13 protein-coding genes and 1 pseudogene are annotated in these 20,836 nt (G+C 55.7%); 6 read left to right on the plus strand and 8 right to left on the minus strand.

The window, feature by feature from the left end; genetic code table 11:
* The first annotated feature begins 2 nt into the window (after window positions 1-2).
* Together recF and gyrB are read left to right on the plus strand one after the other, a co-directional pair.
* Window positions 3-1,109, plus strand: coding sequence for a DNA replication/repair protein RecF (gene recF / locus DM872_RS22080; RefSeq protein ID WP_179061429.1), 1,107 nt, complete (start codon window positions 3-5; stop codon window positions 1,107-1,109).
* Window positions 1,106-3,526, plus strand: a complete 2,421-nt coding sequence (gyrB, locus tag DM872_RS22085; RefSeq protein ID WP_179061430.1) for a DNA topoisomerase (ATP-hydrolyzing) subunit B — start codon at window positions 1,106-1,108, stop codon at window positions 3,524-3,526. Before recF ends, gyrB begins: the two co-directional genes overlap by 4 nt.
* Window positions 3,527-3,694: 168 nt before the next feature.
* Here the strand turns inward: gyrB and DM872_RS22090 are convergent, their stop codons facing one another.
* The 7 genes and pseudogenes from DM872_RS22090 to DM872_RS22115 form a co-directional block, all read right to left on the minus strand.
* Complete coding sequence (locus DM872_RS22090; RefSeq protein ID WP_179061431.1) at window positions 3,695-6,733, minus strand: type I restriction endonuclease subunit R; 3,039 nt, start codon at window positions 6,731-6,733, stop codon at window positions 3,695-3,697.
* Window positions 6,734-6,839: 106 nt separating this feature from the next.
* Window positions 6,840-8,192, minus strand: a complete 1,353-nt coding sequence (locus DM872_RS22095) for a restriction endonuclease subunit S (protein WP_179061432.1) — start codon at window positions 8,190-8,192, stop codon at window positions 6,840-6,842.
* Complete coding sequence (locus DM872_RS22100) at window positions 8,192-10,429, minus strand: type I restriction-modification system subunit M (protein ID WP_179061433.1); 2,238 nt, start codon at window positions 10,427-10,429, stop codon at window positions 8,192-8,194. Before DM872_RS22100 ends, DM872_RS22095 begins: the two co-directional genes overlap by 1 nt.
* Before the next feature lie 85 nt (window positions 10,430-10,514).
* Window positions 10,515-12,281 carry a type I restriction-modification system subunit M/S gene (locus DM872_RS22105; protein WP_179061434.1) on the minus strand — a complete coding sequence of 589 codons (1,767 nt, stop codon included), beginning with the start codon at window positions 12,279-12,281 and terminating at the stop codon, window positions 10,515-10,517.
* A 31-nt stretch (window positions 12,282-12,312) separates the two neighbouring features.
* Window positions 12,313-12,567 (minus strand): DUF4258 domain-containing protein, encoded by a 255-nt coding sequence (locus DM872_RS22110; RefSeq protein WP_179061435.1) that lies wholly within the window; start codon window positions 12,565-12,567, stop codon window positions 12,313-12,315.
* Between the two features lie 193 nt (window positions 12,568-12,760).
* Window positions 12,761-12,990, minus strand: a pseudogene (locus tag DM872_RS30570) (hypothetical protein).
* 186 nt (window positions 12,991-13,176) lie between these two features.
* Complete coding sequence (locus DM872_RS22115; RefSeq protein ID WP_179061436.1) at window positions 13,177-13,509, minus strand: DUF7693 family protein; 333 nt, start codon at window positions 13,507-13,509, stop codon at window positions 13,177-13,179.
* A gap of 271 nt (window positions 13,510-13,780) precedes the next feature.
* On the opposite strand from DM872_RS22115, the gene DM872_RS22120 reads away from it, so the two are divergent.
* The 3 genes from DM872_RS22120 to DM872_RS22130 all read left to right on the plus strand — a co-directional run bounded on the left by DM872_RS22120 (window position 13,781) and on the right by DM872_RS22130 (window position 18,961).
* Window positions 13,781-17,074, plus strand: coding sequence for a DEAD/DEAH box helicase (locus DM872_RS22120; RefSeq protein ID WP_179061437.1), 3,294 nt, complete (start codon window positions 13,781-13,783; stop codon window positions 17,072-17,074).
* A gap of 69 nt (window positions 17,075-17,143) precedes the next feature.
* Window positions 17,144-17,614 (plus strand): hypothetical protein, encoded by a 471-nt coding sequence (locus DM872_RS22125; protein ID WP_179061438.1) that lies wholly within the window; start codon window positions 17,144-17,146, stop codon window positions 17,612-17,614.
* 183 nt (window positions 17,615-17,797) lie between these two features.
* Window positions 17,798-18,961 carry a hypothetical protein gene (locus DM872_RS22130; protein WP_179061439.1) on the plus strand — a complete coding sequence of 388 codons (1,164 nt, stop codon included), beginning with the start codon at window positions 17,798-17,800 and terminating at the stop codon, window positions 18,959-18,961.
* Window positions 18,962-19,079: 118 nt separating this feature from the next.
* Here the strand turns inward: DM872_RS22130 and DM872_RS22135 are convergent, their stop codons facing one another.
* Complete coding sequence (locus DM872_RS22135; RefSeq protein WP_179061440.1) at window positions 19,080-19,988, minus strand: hypothetical protein; 909 nt, start codon at window positions 19,986-19,988, stop codon at window positions 19,080-19,082.
* 129 nt (window positions 19,989-20,117) lie between these two features.
* On the opposite strand from DM872_RS22135, the gene DM872_RS22140 reads away from it, so the two are divergent.
* Entirely contained in the window at window positions 20,118-20,831 is a 714-nt protein-coding gene (locus DM872_RS22140; protein WP_256873453.1) for a hypothetical protein, read from the plus strand.
* The last annotated feature ends 5 nt before the right edge of the window (window positions 20,832-20,836 follow it).

The raw sequence follows: 20,836 nt of genomic DNA on the forward strand, positions 1-20,836 counted from the left end.
CAATGTCCTTAAGCCGTATCTCGGTCACCGGAGTGCGCAATCTGCACCCGGTGACCCTCTCCCCCTCCCCCCGCATCAATATCCTGTACGGCGCCAACGGCAGCGGAAAAACCAGCCTGCTAGAAGCCATTCACCTCCTTGGCCTCGCGCGTTCATTTCGCAGTACCCGCCTTCAGCCCGTCATCCAGTATGAACAGCCAGCTTGCACCGTGTTTGGTCAGGTAAGCCTTGGCGAAGGTGGGCAAGCCAATCTTGGTGTTTCTCGTGATCGTCAGGGCGAATTCCAGATTCGCATCGACGGACAGAACGCGAAGAGCGCGGCCCAACTTGCCGAAGCGCTGCCATTGCAGCTGATCAACCCAGACAGTTTCCGTCTGCTCGAGGGTGCTCCCAAGATCCGTCGACAGTTTCTCGACTGGGGAGTGTTCCACGTGGAACCTCGATTCATGGGAGCCTGGCAAAGGCTCCAGAAGGCCCTGCGGCAGCGGAACTCGTGGCTCCGGCATGGTACACTTGACGCCGCTTCGCAGGCGGCTTGGGACCGTGAGTTGTGTCTGGCCAGTGATGAAATAGACCAGTATCGACGAGCCTACATTCAGGCGTTGAAGCCGGTCTTTGAACGGATTCTTTCTGAGCTTGTGGAACTCGATAGTCTCACACTCAGTTACTACCGCGGCTGGGACAAGGACCGAGAACTGTCCGAAGTGCTGAGCACTTCCCTCCTCCGCGACCAGCAGATGGGGCACACCCAGGCAGGGCCGCAACGTGCCGACTTGCGATTGCGTTCAGGTGCACATAGTGCGGCGGACATTCTGTCGCGCGGTCAGCAAAAGCTGGTTGTTTGCGCGCTACGTATTGCGCAAGGCCATTTGGTGAATCAGGCGAAGCGCGGCCAGTGCATCTATCTAGTTGACGACTTACCGTCAGAGTTGGACGAACAGCATCGGCAGTCACTGTGCCGGTTGCTGGAAGATTTGGATTGCCAGGTGTTCATCACCTGTGTTGACCATGAATTTCTGAGGGACGGCTGGCGCACGGATACGCCGGTCGCCATGTTCCACGTGGAACATGGCTGTATCAGCCCTACGATCATCGGGAGTGAAGCATGAGCGAGAACAACACGTACGACTCTTCCAGCATCAAGGTGCTGAAGGGGCTGGATGCCGTACGCAAACGCCCCGGTATGTACATCGGCGACACCGATGATGGGACAGGTCTGCACCACATGGTGTTCGAAGTCGTCGATAACTCGATCGACGAAGCCCTTGCCGGCTTCTGCTCGGAAATCAGCATTACCATCCACACCGATGAGTCCATCACCGTTCGCGACAACGGGCGTGGCATTCCCGTGGATATCCATAAGGAAGAAGGGGTCTCTGCTGCCGAGGTCATCATGACCGTGCTCCACGCCGGCGGTAAGTTCGACGACAACACCTACAAGGTCTCCGGCGGTCTGCACGGCGTGGGTGTGTCCGTGGTGAACGCCCTCTCCGAAGAACTGCGGCTGACCATTCGCCGCGCGGGCCAAGTCTGGGAACAGATCTATCATCACGGTGTTCCGCAGTTCGCGCTGCGCCCCGTTGGTGAAACCGAAGGCACTGGCACCGAAGTGCACTTCAAGGCTTCCGCTGAGACCTTCACCAATATCCACTTCAGCTGGGACATCCTGGCCAAGCGCATCCGCGAACTGTCCTTCCTGAACTCCGGCGTCGGCATCGTGCTGCGCGACGAGCGCAGCGGCAAAGAGGAAATGTTCAAGTACGAAGGCGGTTTGAAAGCGTTCGTCGAGTATCTGAACACCAACAAGACCGCGGTCAACGAAGTGTTTCACTTCAATGTCCAGCGCGAAGAAGATGGCGTTGGCGTAGAAGTTGCCCTTCAGTGGAACGACAGCTTCAACGAAAACATCCTCTGCTTCACCAACAACATTCCCCAGCGTGATGGTGGTACCCACTTGGCAGGCTTCCGCTCTGCCCTCACTCGTCACCTGAACAACTACATCGAGCAGGAAGGCCTGGCGAAGAAGTACAAGATCGCCACCACCGGTGACGATGCTCGTGAAGGCCTGACCGCCATTATCTCGGTCAAGGTTCCGGATCCCAAGTTCAGTTCCCAGACCAAAGACAAGCTGGTCTCCTCCGAGGTGAAAACTGCGGTGGAGCAGGAAATGGGCAAATACTTCGCCGACTTCCTGCTGGAGAACCCGAACGAAGCCAAGGCTGTGGTCGGCAAGATGATCGACGCCGCGCGTGCCCGTGAAGCAGCCCGCAAGGCTCGTGAGATGACTCGCCGCAAGGGCGCCCTGGACATCGCGGGTCTGCCAGGAAAACTGGCCGACTGCCAGGAGAAGGACCCGGCTCTTTCCGAACTCTACATCGTGGAGGGTGACTCCGCGGGGGGCTCGGCAAAGCAGGGGCGTAACCGCAAGACCCAAGCGATCCTGCCGCTCAAGGGCAAGATCCTCAACGTGGAAAAAGCTCGTTTCGACAAGATGCTGTCCTCGCAGGAAGTCGGCACCCTGATCACCGCATTGGGATGCGGGATCGGCCGCGAGGAATACAACATCGACAAGCTGCGTTACCACAACATCATCATCATGACCGACGCCGACGTCGACGGTTCGCACATCCGTACCCTGCTGCTGACCTTCTTCTTCCGGCAAATGCCTGAGCTGGTCGAGCGCGGCTACATCTATATTGCCCAACCGCCGCTGTACAAGGTGAAGAAAGGCAAGCAGGAGCAGTACATCAAGGATGACGAGGCCATGGACGAGTACATGACCCAGTCGGCCCTGGAAGATGCCAGCCTGCACGTCAACGAGAATGCCCCTGGCCTTTCTGGTGAGGCACTTGAGCGACTGGTGAACGAGTACCGCGGCGTGATGCGTACCCTGAAGCGTTTGTCGCGTCTGTACCCGCAGGAACTGACCGAGCACATGATCTATCTGCCTCGCGTCAGCGTCGAGCAGCTCTCTGACCAGGCCGTGATGCAGGCTTGGCTGGAAGCGTTCCAGGCGCGTCTGAAGGCTGCCGAGAAATCCGGCCTGACTTACACCGCCAGCCTGCGCGAAGATCGTGAGCGCCACCTGTGGCTACCGGAAGTGGAACAGACTGCCCATGGTCTCTCCCACTACATCACCTTCAACCGTGACTTCTTCGCGAGTAACGACTACCGCCAGGTGACTGATCTGGGCAGCCAGCTCAACAACCTGCTGGAAGACGGTGCCTACGTGCAGCGCGGCGAGCGCAAGAAACCGGTTGCCAGCTTCAAGGAAGCCCTGGCCTGGCTGATGACCGAAAGCACCAAGCGTCACACCATCCAGCGCTATAAGGGGCTGGGTGAGATGAACCCGGAGCAGCTGTGGGAAACCACAATGGACCCGAACGTCCGTCGTATGCTCAAGGTCACCATCGAAGACGCAATTGCCGCGGACCAGATCTTCAACACGCTGATGGGCGATGCCGTGGAACCGCGTCGTGACTTCATCGAGAGCAACGCCTTGGCGGTGTCCAACCTCGACGTCTGACGAACTGTAGGCGGGCAAAGTTATTTGCGACTTCGGCCAAAGTAACTAGCTCCTGCTAAAAGCCCCTGCTGGCCTTACGGCTAGCAGGGGCTTTCTGTATAGCAGGAAAGATACCAGCTGCTTCAGTTGGTGACCTTCACCTTCACTATGGTGCTGCATGTACGAACCTTAAGCATTTTGGTCTGGCTTTCGTATCTGTTGATACACCGCCCTCATCAGATGGCTCGCAGCAACATTCCTAAATGCCTCATCGTTCATTAGACGGACAAATATTTCTTCGTTGCCATCCATGCGCTCAATGAACAGGTTCTCAAGCTGCTTGTTGAACACTGGCTCGAAGTTTTCGATGCTGTTTGCCATGACGGCCTGTCGTAACTGCTCATTGGCTACGGCGGTTTCACGGACTTGATCGAAGAAGAGCTGGTCTGCCGGGGTAAACTCTGTGCCGAAGCGCTCATTGAGCTTGCCAACCAAAGTTGAAAGCTGCACGTCTTCGTCCGCTTGGCCTGTACCCACGTCACTCGGGCCCTCAAGCGCATCCGCCTCGCCCGCCTTCAGATCAATTGCACCCTCGCTTATTTTTTGCAGGCGGTAGTATTTGAGCTCGACTTCATCGTCGACCTGCACCGTCCGATTGTCCGTAGTGCGCGGCAATTTGGTCAGCAGGAAACGGGCATAGGTGTACAGCTTCTCGTGATCGGAGTCCTGGTAAGGGACGATCTGAGAAACAAAGCTGTACAGATTGCGGAAACTGACCAGCTGCCCCTTGAACAGATTTTGGTCTTCTTCCCCGAGCTTCTTGAATCGCTCAATCGCCAGATCGAGCAGGCCATTCAATTTCTTGTGCTCGCCACCGGTAGGGTTCAGGCGGTTGCGGAACCAAATCTCGCACCAAGCGCTGACCTCTGCCCCGGTGTAAATTTTCCAGCTAGCCAGAGTATGTGCCAGCGTGTTGAGTTGTTGCGGATCGGTGTCGTCGCCCTTGTCCGTTGTCTCGTAATAGGGCTTGAAGGCGGTGTAGATGTCCGCAGGTTCGTTGACAAAATCGAGCACGAAAGTGTCGGTCTTACCTCGTGTCGTGCGATTCAGGCGCGACAGTGTCTGTACAGCCTGGATGCCGGATAAACGCTTGTCGACGTACATGCTGTGCAACAGTGGCTGGTCAAAGCCCGTCTGGTACTTCTCGGCCACCAGCAAGACTTGGTATTCCTCAGTGTTGAACTTCTCAGGGAGCTCAGATTCCTTGATGCCGTTGTTCATGTTCACTTCGGTGAATTTCTTATCGGCGAACTCTTTGAGCGTGATTTCGCCAGAGAATGCCACCAGCGATTTCACGTCGGTGTAGCCATTGTCCTTGATGTACTTATCGAACCCCAGCTTGTAGCGCACGGCGTGCTCACGCGAGCCGGTCACTACCATCGCTTTGGCACGACCGCCAATCTTGTGGCGACTATGGGTGCGGAAGTGCTCCACGATCACTTCGACCTTCTGCGCGATCTCGTAGTCATGGAACTCGACGAAACGCGCTAGTGCGCGCGCGGCCTTGCGGCGTGGTACCTCCGGATCAGCATCCACCTTCTGGATCAGCTTGTAGTAGCGCTTGTAACAGGTGTAGTGGGCCAACACGTCATGAATGAAGCCTTCCTCGATGGCTTGCCGCATGCTGTAGTGGTGGAACGGCGCTTTACCGTTAGGGCCGGGCTCGTTGAAAACGGCCAGGGTCTTGAACTTGGGTGTAGCCGTGAAGGCAAAGAAACTCAGGTTGGGTTGTTTGGCACGTTTGAGCTGTTCACGCAGCAGCTCTTTCTTCGCCTCTTCGCTCAAGGCATCGTCGTCCATATCCAGCAATTGCTCGGCAATGGCGGATTCAATGCCATCCTTGTTCAGGATCTTGCGCAGCTCCATCGCCGTTTCGCCGCTCTGCGAGCTGTGCGCCTCGTCCACGATCACCGCGAAACGCTTGCCCGCCGTCGAGATGGCCACCCCTTTTCCGTTGGCCTCCATGGTGCGAATGGCTTGGGTGATGAAGGGGAACTTCTGGATGGTGGAAATGATGATCGGCACACCATCGGCCAGCGCTTTGGCCAACTGCTGCGTGTTTTCGTCGATCTTCTGCACAACACCCAGCTTGTGCTCAAACTGGAAAATTGTGTCTTGCAGCTGTTGATCCAGCACACGACGGTCGGTGATCACTACCACTGAGTGAAAGATTTTCTCGTTGTTGGCGTCATGCAGGCTGGAGAGGCGATGTGCTAGCCAGGCGATGGAGTTAGATTTGCCTGACCCAGCGGAATGCTGGATCAAGTAGTTGTGCCCTGAACCATGCACTTGCGCGTGGTCGGTCAGTGTCCGCACCGCATCCAGCTGATGGTAGCGGGGGAAAATCATCGACTCCTTGCTATGGCGCTTGATGCCTTTTTCGGTGACGACGGTCTTTTCCTCGACGTCCAGGTGAATGAACCGAGCAAGGACGTCCATCAAGCTGTCGCGCGTAAGCACCTTGCGCCACAGGTAGGCGGTACGCACATCGCCTTCAACAGGCGGGTTGCCGGCACCGTGGTCATGTCCAAGGTTGAAAGGCAGGAAGAATGTGTCCTTGCCCTCCAGCTTGGTCGTCATGAAGACCAATTCGGTGTCCACGGCAAAATGCACCAGGCAACGCTGTTTGAAGGCGAACAACAGCTCCTTGGGGTCGCGCTCAAAGCGGTACTGGTACTTTGCGTTTTCCACGTTCCAGCGCGTGGCCGACATCGGGTTCTTCAGCTCCAGCGTGGCCACGGGCAAGCCATTCACCGCCAACACCACATCGGGGATGGCCCCGCTCTTGGTGTTGACCTGCCGCACGATGGTCAAGCGGTTGTCGTCGTAACGCTCGGTACTTGCTGGGTCGAGCCCGGTGTTGGGCGCAAAGTAGGCCAGCCGCACCGTCTTGCCCACGCACTTGAAACCCTCGCGCAAGATCGCCAGGGCGCCTTTGGCGGCAAGCTCCTTCACCAAGCTGTCCAGCAGCATCGCAGGCGCTTTGGCTGCGTCGAGCTGAATTAGGCGCGTCCAGATCTTGGGCTGGGTCTTCTGCACAAAGGCAACGACATCTGCCGGAAACAGCGCGGCTTCCGAGTCGTAGGTGTTGGGATCCCCTTTTACGTAGCCGCCGTGCTCGATGAGCTCATGCTCGATGTCGTTTTCAAAGTCGATTTCTTTGTGCATTTTCCTCGGCCTTTCAATACGCTGGATTCGACTTGTTAGCAAATCAACTCAATTTGGATAGAACTTAGGGCAATTGAAGTAATCCCGTACTTAAGCCCGCTTCTATTTATGAGGTCACCCCTTCTGGGGGCTGCGGAGTCTCAAAGCCTCGTACGTCAATCTTTCCCGTGACCGCGGCAGTAATGAGAGCTGAGCGGTATTCCGTGAGCCTTTCTATAGCAGTCTCAATTGCCTGAAACTGGGGCGAAATTGCTCTAAACTGCTCTTCTATGTATGTGGTGATTGCTTCTTGTTCGCCCTTTGGGGGGAGGGGCATGGTGAGCGTTTTCACATCAGGCATGCCAATAGTTTTAATGGTGGCGCCAAAGGTGAATGAGTCGAGAAATCCCTTCATCGCGCTGAACACCCGAAGCAAATACAGGGCGGTGATTTCGAATCCGGGAATCCAAGCAATCAGATGTTGCGATACTGCCATTGGGCGGGTAGTGATGGCGCATAATCCTATGGTGGCGTCGCGTGTGAATACCACGGCGTTGGCCGGTAAAAGACGCGCCGATGAGTTGGCTAGCCCAAGCGAGTTGATCTGAATCGCTGTTTCCGAAATATAGTCAACAGCGGCCAACTGCTTGGAGTCATTGAGTGACACCCAGGGAATGTCACAATCTTCCCAATACTCGGGTACCTGTTTGGATGGGGTATGGCCACTTTCTAGCTTTGCGGCGAACTTAACCCGTCGAATCGTCCAGTGTCGGGGGATGTCACCGATCCACTCTACACCTGATCTTTTCATTGGCGCCGATTGATCAAGTCCCTTGGTGACGGCATGACTAATGAGCGCCGTGCGCTTTTCAGCCAACTTGTCGAGCAGAGTTTTTTTCTTTGCGATCAGGGCATCGATTTGCGCGGTTTTAAAATCGAGAAAACGGACGATGGCTTGTTGCTCTGGAATATCTGGAATTGGTATCCAAAGTTTCTTCAGATCGTCTTGGCTAAGATTGGGTTGGCCGCCACCGTTAGATAGTGAAATCAGTATTGGACGACGCATCCAAAGCCAGTAGTAGACAAAACGTGTATCGAAAACGGTTGGCTCTGCAAATACACAGCAAGCTTGATTAAATGCCGCGTCCACTCCGAGCATGCCCAGACGCCCGATAGTGGCTCCATACATCGCAATAGCCAAGCTGCCCTTTGGGTAAATTTTCAAAGCCGAATATGAAGCAACTGCTTCTTCAGTAACCTTTTGCGTAGTATCGGTAATGATGGTTTCCCTAAGCTCCGACGTAGTCACCCAAGGCACATTTCCATCATAGAAAACAGGGTTGTCGCTCTTTGGAGTCGTACCACTGCCGATTCTGTTAAAGCCGTGAGTGACCTTCCAAACGTCCCAATGCCCCGGAATGTCGCCAAGCCAAGCCACATTCGATGGTTTGTATGCGGGATAAGCCCCGTACTTTGTCATCACACCACCTCACTCAGCATGGCCATGATGTCTTTTTCAAGCTGGCTTATTTCGCCTGCAATCTCTTCCAGCGGGCGCGGCGGCTGATAAACGTAGAAATGCCGGGTGAGTGGAATTTCGTAGCCGACCTTGGTCTTGCTGTGATCGATCCATGCATCTGGAACATGCAGCAGGACTTCGGCCTTGAGATAGTCCTCGCAGCGGTCTTTCACCAAGGCCAACAGCTTGTCGTGGCCAGTTTCGTTGTCGTAGCCCAGCGGCAGCGGCAATTCAATGTCGTCAGGCAGTGCCACGATTTCGGTATCGCGCAGATCGGCATCGGGTTCCGGATTGCCTTTGGCATCCAGACAAATCTCAGCCTTTGGGTCACGTTCGGACAGCGCGGCCAGGATGGCTTTCTTCACTGGCGCACCGACCTTGATGCCTGCCTTCTTCAAGGCGGCTTCCAGCACTGTCTCGAAAGCAGGGCGACTACGGTACAGCGTTTCACTGTCCATACCTTGCAGAGCGACCTTGATAGCCGTCTGCGTTTCTTGGCCTGCTGAAATCTCCGCGAGGTAGGCAGCCTCATCCTTGCGCTTCTTGCTGCTTGCCAGATTGGCGAAGGCACTTTGCTCGTCCAGCTTGGCGATGCGCTCAGCACTGGCCTGGAAGTTCAAACGTAGCGGACGCTCTACGGTGATCTTGAGGAAGCCAAACTCGCGGTTATCGAAAATCTTGCTGCAAACCCGGCGCTCGGGCTTGCCGTCCACCAACACTTCACTTTCCGCATCGTGGTCGTGCTCGGCGTACAGGCGCACCAGTTCCTTGATGTGGTCATCAGAGAGTTCGTTGCGCTTGTTGCCCAGGCTCTTGTCCATTTTCTTGAAATGGCGGGTGCCGTCGATCAACTGCACCTTACCTTGGCGGTGTGCGGGCTTCTTGTTGGTGACGATCCAGACATAGGTATAGATGCCGGTGTTGTAGAACATCTGATCTGGCAGAGCGACGATGGCGTCTAGCATGTCGCGCTCGATGATCCAGCGGCGGATATTGGACTCGCCTGATCCGGCGTCACCCGAGAAAAGGGGGGATCCATTGAACACGATGGCGATCTTGGAGCCGTCGCCACCGACGTTCTTGCCATCGACCAGCTTGGGCGGCTGGTGCATCTTGGAGGCCATGTGCTGCAAAAAGAGCAGCGAGCCGTCGTTGATGCGTGGCAAGCCTGCGCCGAAACGACCATAGAAACCGTGGGTGCTGTATTCCTCTCGGACATAATCTTCTTCAGGCTTCCACTCCACCCCAAACGGTGGGTTGGCCAGCATGTAATGGAACTTCTTGCCCGGATGCCCATCGTGCGGCACAAACCCGTTGGTCTTGTTTTTGGCATCTTTGATGCCCAGAGTGTCACCGTAGATCAGGTTATTGATTGGCTCGTCCTTGATCAGCAAGTCTGAACAGCAGATGGCGTAGGACTCGGGGTTGTATTCCTGGCCGAATAGCTCGATGTGTGCATCCGGGTTCAGGCCGTTAGTGAAGCCGTCTCCACAGATGAACTTCTCTGATTCGGACAGCATGCCGCCGGTGCCGGCTGTGGGGTCATACACGCTGCGGTAGATGCCTTTTTCGTAGATGCCGTCTTCGCCGGTGAACAGTAACTGCACCATCAGACGGATGACTTCACGCGGAGTGAAGTGATCCCCTGCTTCTTCATTGGCCTGCTCGTTGAACTTGCGCACCAACTCTTCAAACAGGTAGCCCATCTGCAAATTGCTGATGGCCTTTGGCGAGAGGTTGATGTCTGCGGAGCAGAACTCCTTGATGATTAGGTAGAGCCGGTTCGCCTCGTCCAGCTTGGCGATCTCGGTCTCAAACTCAAACTTGTCGAAGATGTCGCGGGCGCGCGGCGAGAAGCCCTGGATGTAGGCGATTAAGTTGCCAGCAATGTTGGGCGCATCGCCCAGCAGCTTCTCAAATGTGAAGCCACTGGTGTTGAACAGTTCTTGCTTGCGGTCAGTAGCGGCGATGCGTGAGAGCGCCTTCTCCAGCGCAGGGCCGGTGATGCCTTTGTCTTCCAGGCGTTTCTTTTCGTCCAGCACCTTCTGCTTGTTCTCAGCCAGCACCAGATCAAAGCGACGCAGCACAATCAGCGGCAGCATCACTCGACGGTACTGTGGCGGACGATAGGGCCCACGAAGCTTGTTGGCGATATTCCAGATGAAGCCGACTAGGTTTTGATGTTGAGTGTTTTGCATGATCAGTTCCTAAAGGTGTTCGATTCGTTACGGATGTCTTAACGCCATTAGCAGGTGGCTGATCCGTTCTTTACGTAGTAGCGATCTATTGGAGTGACCAGAACTCTTTGGTTAACTCAGCTTGCTGGATGCGTAATTGCTCAATTTCCATCTGGATCTTTGCTTCCTTGTGGAAAACATGAGCCATCTGTTGCATCTCTTTTAGCGGAGCTACGGGAATTTCCATGTCTTTAAGTGCAGAGAGCTGAATCGAGGGTATTGAGGCACTCACTGCCATACGGCTTAGCACTCCTTGCCCTATTGGTGAGCGCAGGTAAATCAACAACATCTCAGGGGGATAAAATTCAGGTAGTCGGCTGCGCAATACGACAAGTGATTGCCCTGCAAGCCACCCGTTTTCTCCTGGTGTGGGAACAGGGCCGGCGATGCCTGCTTTGCCCACGACGCCTTTGAAAGTCATCAAAATATCGCCGGTTCGGATGAAGTAGCTGTCTGCTTTGGGGGAGCCCAGTTCAAATAGGCTTTCCTTGCTGCCGCCTTGGATATAGCCAAACTGGGGAATGTCCTGAGCCAGCACTTCCAGCACTTTGGCTCCCGATGAGGCGGTGGAATGCTGACGAGGGCGGATAATCTCGAAAAATTCGCCCAATTTTCGCGTCTCATAGCGCGCTAGAGCGTCTCTCAGTTGCAGTGCCGATTCGTCTAATACGTAGCGGCTGACTTCTAGACTGAAGTCGTTTGCGGCAATTTCCGCTTCCGCGACTTGTGCCGTCATCGCAGAAGTCGTTTTGTCTTCAATGAGGCGTACCAGTTCAGGGATGTTCGTTATCTCGCAGCGCTTTCTTGCCGCCTGCTCGCGAAACATTTTGTGGTTGGCATCCACGAAGCGGATGGTATTGCTCCGGATGTCAGTGTTTAGGATGAGAACACTTACCAAGACGCTGGAGTTCAGTAAGCCCTCAGGCGGGGTGATGACTGTTTGTATCTGACCATGTCTGATGAGGTCTTCGCGCAGCAGTTTTTCAGCGCCTTTTCCAAAGAGCACCGAGTTCGGCACCAGTACGACGATGCGACCACGGGTTTGCGCCAGCAGGTGACGAATCTGGAGCACGGTACTGGTGGTGGTCTTCTCAATGAAGCGTTCCCACAGGTCGCTTTCGAAAGCCCTTTGGTTATAGTTTCGAACCAAGGGAGGGACGCATACGGCAGCATCGAACTGGATCAGCTTGCCGTGCTGAATCGCTCTTGGAGCGCTTATCGGATCTGTGTGGTGTATTTCCCAGCCAGTGAAACTGGTGAGGTTTAGCACTTGTGATACGAAAAATGGTTCTTGGGATTCCACCCACACTGTTGCCCCTGAGCGGATGGCTCTTGCGGCAATTTGCCCCGTCGTTTCCCAGGGGATGTACACCCGTTTCTGGCTATTTATGTGGGTTAGTGCGATCAGCAGGTCACACAGACTGGGCGGGTAACAATTGGCATCCAAGCGCAACTCGTTCAACCACAATATGGCCGCGTCATCTAATTGCAGCGCATCCAACAGGCCTTGTGCCGCCATCTCACGGATTTTCTGGATGAGGGGGGAGATATCCGGTGTATCACCAAGGTTTTGCCATGCCCACTCTTCTATAAATGGATGCCGAGCGCTCGCTTCCGAGCGGCGCAGGGCATTCAACTGTGCGGTCACTCCCTGCTCTACGAGTGACTCAAAACGGATCTCCTCCGGAATGAGCTGTTCCTTCGAGAGCTTCCACCAACACAGGAGTTGGAGAGTGATGGACAGTGCTTTATTGCCATCTGTGCCCAGGGGGCGGGCCACATCCAGCAACTGAGGAAGTATCTTGTCGTTCATGTATGTTCCTAAAGCGAGATGGGGCTACGTATCAATCGCGATGAGTACAGTTGTAGGTCGTGATCAAGGCTTCGCCTTCGGCTACCACCACCACTCCCCCCTTGTCCGCGATCTTCATTAGCAGACGCTTTTCCCGCTCTAGATCTGCTAGGCGTTGCTTGGCCTCTTTCATTCCAAGCACGAATTTGTCGTTCTCTACAGCGCCATGAGTGAGGACGTAGTCGACCAATTTGAGCGGAATACCGCGTTGGGCTTGCCGTGCCTTGCCATGGTGTGTGGTGTGCATGTGCTGGCTCCAGGGCGAGTGACCATGTGCTCACTGTAGTAAAAAGCTGTAGATGCGTCAAGAAAGCAATTGATGCGTAAATTAGGCAGCGCTTTTATAAAGCTTTCAGATGATCGACTAAGGGCTTTCCGTGGGCTGGTGTCGGTAGGATAGATAGGCTCTGTAGTAGACGCTGTAGGCGTAGTAGACAGTGTCAAAGCTCCACCGTCAGCGCCTTGATCCCCACCCCTGCACAAAACCGCCCCACTGCCGTCAGAGAGCGCCAGAGTCTTACCGGCTCGCGCCGCGAGCGCACCGGCAGCCATTTCACCCCGAGGCGCAGCTCCAGGCGCCAGCCCTCCCCTTCACGCAGAGCGCGAAACTCTCGTGCGCGCTGGTCTCCACCAGTGCCTGCAATGTCTCCTGCTCAATGGCGCGTTTCATGGCCTAGCCCTGCATCCGCATCCCACCAGTACCCAGGGTTTTGGTATAGCGCAGCAGGGGGAATTGGTGGCCAGTCCTGCGACGGCAGCCACCAATACCGGGCCAGGTGTGGGGGTGGATTTAACCAAACGTCCTATTACGTGCAGTCCGGGGCCTGCCGATCTAGCCCGCGCGCCACGAAGCAGGCTAGGCGCAGTCATCGAGCAGCTCCGCCAGCGCGCGTTGCTCAGTTTCGCCGAGCAGCGCCACCGGCTCCTCGTCGGCGTCGAACCAGATTTCAAAGGTGCCCGTGCGCCCGTCGGGTGATTCGGCGCTGTTGCAGTAGTCCAGAGAATCGCAGTCATTGAAAAACTGCAGCCGCCAACCCGCGACGCGGAAAGCCACCAGCCCGCAGTAGGCGCCCTGCCAGGTGTTGGCCGGGTCGTCTAAGCGAAGCTCCAGCCGCCCCGCTATCGCTTCACGAAGCAACTGTGCCACCTCATGGCCGGAGAGCTGCTGGGGATGCGCGGTGGGGGGCATACAGGGGCACCAGGTCGATCCTGGGAGGTCAGTGTAGTTGCTCGTGAACCGCTGTTCACTCAGCCAAGGACAGGCCAAGCTGAGCCAGCGCCACCGTCGCGGCAGACATGCGTGCTGAACAGCCAGTCAGGTTCGGCATTGCGCACCAGCGAGGATGGCCAGGTGCCATCGAACTGGTTAAGGTAGACGCGTCGCGTAGCTGAACGCGGTATGGCCGATTCGAGTCAGGGCAGACCGCACAGCGACGTCGTGACTGGCAGGGAGCTGGTAAATGATTGACATCGATCTGTTTGACGAAACGGGTGTACTGAACCTGCCCAGATGCAAGGCTATTTCTGGCGCAGTGCTAGGGAATCCGGTGTTGGCGTACCGTAGCGATTTACCTTGTGTCCGCCAGGTCACGGTGGGCCGCTATCGGAAGACTGGGGTGAATGGATTTCTCGCCCGCGATGACATGGGCACGCTTTTCATCTCCCCGCGTCCGACCGCAGCCAAAATTCCCGCAGACGGCTGTTTGCTGATGGCTGCGGTCAGCGAGCCCAGTGAGTGTTTCGATCCGGCGCGCTTGCAGGACGTCTCCTGGCTCATGCCGCGCCCCACCAATCCCAACCTAGAAGCGCCTGAAGTCAGTGAGGCGCGTTGCCGGGATATCGTCGAGAGTTGGGCGGATAGCTTCGAGTTTCGTGAGGAGAACCGCGACGAAGGCCGGAAGGGCCTACGACGCCCTCAAGTTGGGGCGTTGTATGCCGCATTGGCGCATTGGAGTACCACCGAATCGCCAGCAACGATAGTCATGCCAACGGGGACTGGTAAAACTGAAACCATGCTGGCGCTCTTGGTGCGCGCGCAGTTGCGCAGACTGCTTGTCGTGGTACCCAACTCGGCATTGCGTGATCAGCTTGTGGAGAAGTTTGCCACCTTGGGCAAACTGGCGGAGTGCGGTTGCGTACCCTCCTCTCTCAAAACCCCGGTGGTCGTGACGCTGAGGCACCTGCCCAAGTCGGCGGATGAAGTCGACCAAATCTTCCGCCGGGGGAATGTGATTGTTGCCAATATGAATGTGGTGGGGCAGTGCGAGCCGGACGTGCAGGCGCGTATGGTGGATCTGTGCTCGCACCTGTTTATCGATGAAGCACATCATATTGCAGCCCGTACCTGGAGCGAGTTCAAGCGCCGCTTCGAGGGTCACAGGCCAATATTGCAATTCACTGCGACGCCATTTCGAACAGACGGAAAGCGCGTTGATGGACGCTTTATCTATTCCTACCCGCTGTCCCGCGCCCAGGAGGAAGGGTATTTCCGCCCGGTTAGATTTCTGACCGTGGAGGAATATGGCGGAGGGACGGACTTGGCGATTGCCAGGCGCGCGGTCAGGCAGCTCGAGACGGATCTGCGCCTGGGCCTCGATCATTTGCTGATGGCGCGTACTGATGATACCGCGCGAGCCGCCGAGCTCGAGCTGATCTACTGCCAAGCATTTCCCCAATATGCCCCGGTAGTCATCCATAGCAAGTTGCCGCGTCAGCAACGGGATACCCGGTTAGAGGCGTTGCTGAAGCGCCGTAGCCGCATTCTGATTTGCGTCGATATGTTCGGTGAGGGTTTCGACCTGCCGCAATTGAAAATTGCAGCGCTGCATGATCGCCATAAAAGTCTGGCCATCACGCTGCAGTTTGTCGGCCGATTTACCCGAGATTTCCCCGTCGATGTGGGGGACGCCCACGTGGTGGCCAATATCGCGGATGAGACCACCAACAACGCTTTGCGCAATCTCTACGCCGAGGATGCCGATTGGAATTTTCTGCTGAGAATGCTGAGTGAGGCCGCGACGGGGCGCGCGCGGAAGCGCAACGAAATGCTGGAGGGTTTCACCAGTCGACTTGATGACATCCCGTTGCAGACCCTGTTTCCTCGGATGAGCGCGGTGACTTACCGGACGGCCTGCGAACAATGGGATCCGCTCAAAATCCTTGAGGCAGTCGCCGGCGCACGGTTGCATGCCGGGCCCGTTGTGAATCCGCAGAGTAATGTGGCCATATTTGTAACGCGCGATGAAGAGCCGATTCGCTGGGGGGAAGTCAAGCAGATCCAGAATATCGAGTGGAATCTGCATGTCCTTCACTGGAACGAGGAACTGCAGCTCTTGTTCATCAACAGCTCGAGCAAGGACTTCCACGAAAACGTGGCGGAAGCCGTCTGCGGTACAACAGATCGAGTGTGGGGTAAGGACATCTTCCGTGTTCTCGGGCGGATAAACCGCTTGTTGCTCACGAACCTGGGTATCAGCCATGCCTTTGGCAAGAACATTCGCTACACCATGTTCATGGGCTCAGACATTGCGGAGGGCTTAAGTGCCGCTTCGCTTGCTAACCGGAAGATGTCGAATGTGTTTGGTCTGGGGTACGAAAACGACGACATCACGACTATTGGCTGCTCATTCAAAGGACGAGTGTGGTCGCAGAGAATTGCGTACGACCTCTCGGAATGGGTCGATTGGTGCTCCCATGTTGGCCGAAAGATGCTGGATTCAGCTATTGAAGTAGAGGGTATTTTCAATAAGTTGATCAAAGCGCGCCGTGTACAAGAACGCCCGCCGTTAGTGCCCGTGATGATCGTCTGGCCGGAGGATTTTCAGCATGAGGCAGAAGATCGCGTTGAAATCGAGATCGGCGAACAAAAGGAACCACTATTCGTCTGTGAGTTACGGCTGGCTAACCATCAAGAGGACGGGCCGTTAGTCTTTACTGTGGAAGTCGGCGAGGTGGCTGCCACGTTCCACTATGTGTTTGCCGAGGATATTGCGACTATCCATCAACTGACCGGAGATGAAGCATTCGCCACCATTCGAGGCAAGCGCAAAACTTTGGCCGAGTGGTTCAATCAATCCCCGCCGATTATCCATTTCCACACCGGGGACTTCTTGGTGTTCAATGAGTTGTTCGAGCTTCCGAAAGGCACAGAACGAGTCAGTTTTGATGTGAATAAAGTCACCGCCTGGGATTGGGGCGGGATTGACCTGAGGGTGGAGTCCCAAGGGGCCGAGAAAAAATCAAACTCAATTCAACGCCGGGTAATTGACACGGTGCTGACCGACCCCGAAGAGTTTGACTTGGTTTTTGACGGGGATGGCAAGGGCGAGGTGGCAGACGTCGTTGCGCTCAAAAAGATTGATGAGAAAATTTTGGTTCGACTGTATCACTGCAAATATTCTGGAATGGCTAAGCCAGGCGCACGGATCGATGATTTTTATGAAGTCTGCGGGCAGGCTCAGAAAAGTGTGCAATGGCGGGAAAGTCCACGACGTATGCTCAAGCATCTCCTTCATCAAGAGAACAGGCGTATCGAAACTGGCAAGAAAAGTCGAATAGAACGAGGGGGGCGTGGCCAGTTGCAACAGTTCTTCAATATCGCTCGTACGGCGGCTTTTGCTTATGAAGTAGTGATCGTTCAACCTGGCTTAGATATAAAACGTCTAACGCCAGCCTTTCTCGACGTGCTTGGCGCAACCGAACTGTTTCTCAAGGAGACCTTCTCCATCCCCTTGACCGTAGTGGTTAGTAAGTAGTCTCGCAGTAGGCTGGATGGGTATTTTTGGCAGTCTTGAAGCTAACCTTTATCGGGAGCACTTTTTAGCGTGACAAAGAAAACCATTGAGGACTTCCTCAACAGGAAGGTGGCGGATGCCTATTCAATCAAAAACCACAGCCTCTTCAGGGTGCTGCTGGAAATTTATGCCGGGGGGAAGCGTCTAAAATGTCTCTATGACAGTGAAATAATGAGAATTAGCGATTTTAGACAGGATCTGGCCAGCGCATTGGCAACTAACCAGGAGTCTCAAGCACGAATTGCAGGAAGTTGGATTTCGTTTCTTAAACCCAGAATTGATTTCCTCGAGTATTGGTCGTGGCTATTTGGCGCTCTTGCCACCGTGCTGGCAGCCCTGGTGACCATGATGAATCTTGCAGGGCAGAGCAGTCTTGTGGGAAATACCGTTATGGCGGTGCTGGCCTTGATATTTGCCATGATTAAATTCTCGGTAGATAAAAAGAGATATTGGTATAAATATATCGTTAGCCATCTGGATGCAATAAAGGTTGGGAGTTAGAAAGCCATGGTTGGTGAGCGGCATATAACCGGAGTATAAACAATGCTTGCTTCGCAAAGGGTCTGCCAGACGTGCACTTGCGTACACTTCCAATGTTAAGACTCTTTCCCTGCCATGCCGGGGTTAATACGTCCGCTGGGCTGGTGATCTGAATCCAAGGCACGGCCTACACTGGAGGGGCTTATGCAAGAACAATATGACCGAGCACTTCTACTCAATGAAGTCTGGTCTGAGCCTTTGAGCGTGGTAGCCCCTCGATATGGTCTGTCTGACGTCGGCCTTAAGAAACTGTGTGCCAGGTTGCAGATTCCAACGCCATCGCGCGGCCATTGGGCGAAACTCAAGGCAGGAAGGCCGGTTACCGCCACTCCGAGTTTGCAGGCGTACACCGGACTGCCAGTCCACTTGTTCAGGCCTGAAGCGGCCGCCATGGTTGCCTCAAGCCGTCCTACACAGAGCGTTGAGCTCGAAGACCCTCGTCTTCAGGCAATTCTCGAATATGAGAAACATCCTGATCATCGAATCGTAGTACCCGAAAGCCTGCGAAATCCCCATGCCTTGGTGGTTAAGACCCAAGAGGCTTTAGCCAATCCGTACCGGGATCAACGCGACTTCCCGAGGCCACACGGGGAGGCCCTAGATCTTCGAGTCTCCAAGGCGATGCAATCTCGAGCACTCCGGGTCGCGGACACCTTGATCAAGGCGCTTGAAAAACGCGGCTATCCCGTCACAGTCGAAAAGAAAGTTACCCATGTAGGCATCTTAGGAATGCAGATCGAGCTGACGTTTTTTGAGTCCGCCCGACGCTCCAAGTACGCGCCGACCGCGCAGGAGATGGCGAAGCTGGCGCGCAACCAATGGGTGAGAATCCCTGATTGGCAATACCACCCAACCGGGATTCTTCAGGTGCTAGTCAACGAGGGATATGGCGGAAAGGTGACTGACTCCGCCAGAGCAACCGTTGAGGAGCAGCTCAATCAGGTGATCTGTGACATCGCCCGTAGGGCGGTGCATTACTTGGTAAGTCGTGAGCGGCAAGCCAGTGCCGAGGCGGAGCACCAGCGCAAGCGCGAGGCCGCATTCGCTCAGAAAGCGATCCAGGATGCTGAGCGCAAACGACTGCTTGGACTATTAAAACAAGCCAAGCAATGGCAACGCGCATGCTTGCTGCGCCACTACCTTGACGAGTTCGAGCAGACCGCGCGCCGTCGCGGTCAGTTGACCCCAGACCAGCTGGAGCAGTTGTGTTGGGGCCGGGCAAAAGCCGATTGGCTCGACCCGTTCACGGACGCTCGTGACGAATGGTTAGACAAGGTTATCGAGGTACCGAGTCGATACTCGTGGTGAACGAGCAATGCCCCCTGGGGTAGCTCGCCGCTCGCTGGGGCTGCACGACGGCAGGATTTGTTCTGGAGATCTCGCGAGGGATGGCAATTGCGGCAATCCCGGTGACGAAGCGATAGTCTCACCTCGACTCTGGGGTTGTGCGGAGCACAAAGTTGCCGCGAGCGGGACGCCGCTCCTTCAGTGCGATGCCTTCCCAGCCCAGCGGACTATCCCCTTGTAGGCCTCGTTCGAGGTGTCGTTCGAGGTTGTCGAAGCACTCGATCGTGGCAGTCTCGGAATTCAGCGTCCCGAGGAATAACCACTTTTCAAAGGCGCCCATGGTATAGGCATCGCCGGCGAGTTCATGAATCAGCGACGAATCCGGTGGGAAGAGGATCCAGACCTTCTCAAAATAGGCTTGCGCCAAGCACGCCAGTTTCAACAAATCGGCAGAAGCTTTCTCTTCCTTTCGCGATGTGTCGCCCACCCGCGCAAAGATCGCCACCTTCGGCTGTTGCCCTTCCTGAACGATGAAAAACTGGCTGAAAAAGTTGGAGTGGGTGACTTTGATCAGCTCGCCTTCTGGGTAACCGAAGAAGGCGGGCCCGGCATCTAGGAGCGCTGCTTGGCATAGACGCTCGTGCTCCACCACCCGCGCGCGGGCACGTGAGCGCAGCGTTGCGGGGCCTCCACCGGCTTTTTCCACGCTGGCCTCAATGGCTTCACGCAGCGCCTTGAGGGTCATTTCGTTAGACAGGCATCCGGGCACGGACGCTTCCGCGACGGCGGCATCGTGGTGGTGGAGACGCTCCAGAAGTTCGATATGCGCGTAACCGCATCGGACTTGCTCTGCGGTGAGGGGGCCAACCAGCGAGTCAAGGAACTGCCCCGCCTTGAGCATGCGGGTGAGCATCTTCGCGTCATAGTTGACCTCCTCTGCTAATTGGCGGAGGAACAGATTGAGACTCGAGCTGCCCTGATAGCTGTCCACCTGCGGCTGAAGCTGCTGGTACAGGGCGTACCAATGCTGCTGAGCTTTGCGTCCCATGCACCCTCCCGTGCAGGCCTTGCCAGAACCGGCGTGGGAGCATAACTTTTTTGCTGGACTTCACCAAAATTTGACAGGTCGGTAACGGCGGGATATATCTCTGTAAAGATTGATTTAGTGAAGTGTAGTATGAAGATCGACACTCAGAGCCCCCCTGCCAGCCGCGACGTGGCCAGAAGGACGCGCAGGGCTCGGCGCGCTTTTGTGATGTGCTCGCCGAAGAATGGTTTCGTCGAGATCCGCATGGAGTCCTGGTTGGAGCAGTCCTGTGCCCAGGTGCTGGAGCGGGATCCACGCGTCCGCTGGTACCGCGCGAATCCCTTTACCCTTGACCTCTCCACGGGCGCGATTCTCGAGAAGAAGCCTCTCCGTAAGCCACAGGGGGCGGTGTACTACACGCCGGACTTTGTCGCGGGCGTTGACCATCTCCAGGTAGCCATCGAGGTCAAGCCAGCCGCCTGGGTGGAAGAACATGCCGCCCTGTTTCAGCAAGTGCGCGAAGTGCTCCTGGCAAAGGGGATGCGCTTCATTGTGGTGACGGACGAACATTTCTCAGCGGCCTATCTGCGGAATGTCCAGTTGCTGAATCAGTACCAGGCCCAGGCTTTCGATGCCTTGCCGGGGTGGTCGACCGAAGTAGAAGCAGTCCTTCAAACGTCCCAACCGATGCCAGTACGGGAGCTGTTACAGGGCCTCGAGCCGGCCAATCACTACTTGGCCGCAGCCGTGCTCTCGGGTGTGCTCCGCTTCGACATGCAGCGGGATCTGTTCGAGCGCATGGATTTTGAGGTGCAACCGGCATTCGGCAGCCTCAGTGAGTTCGAGGTACTGCGCTTTGACTAGTCCAG

Origin of the sequence: Pseudomonas taiwanensis (genome assembly GCF_013393345.1) — a bacterium.
In the GTDB taxonomy this organism is placed as follows: Bacteria; Pseudomonadota; Gammaproteobacteria; order Pseudomonadales; family Pseudomonadaceae; genus Metapseudomonas; species Metapseudomonas resinovorans_C.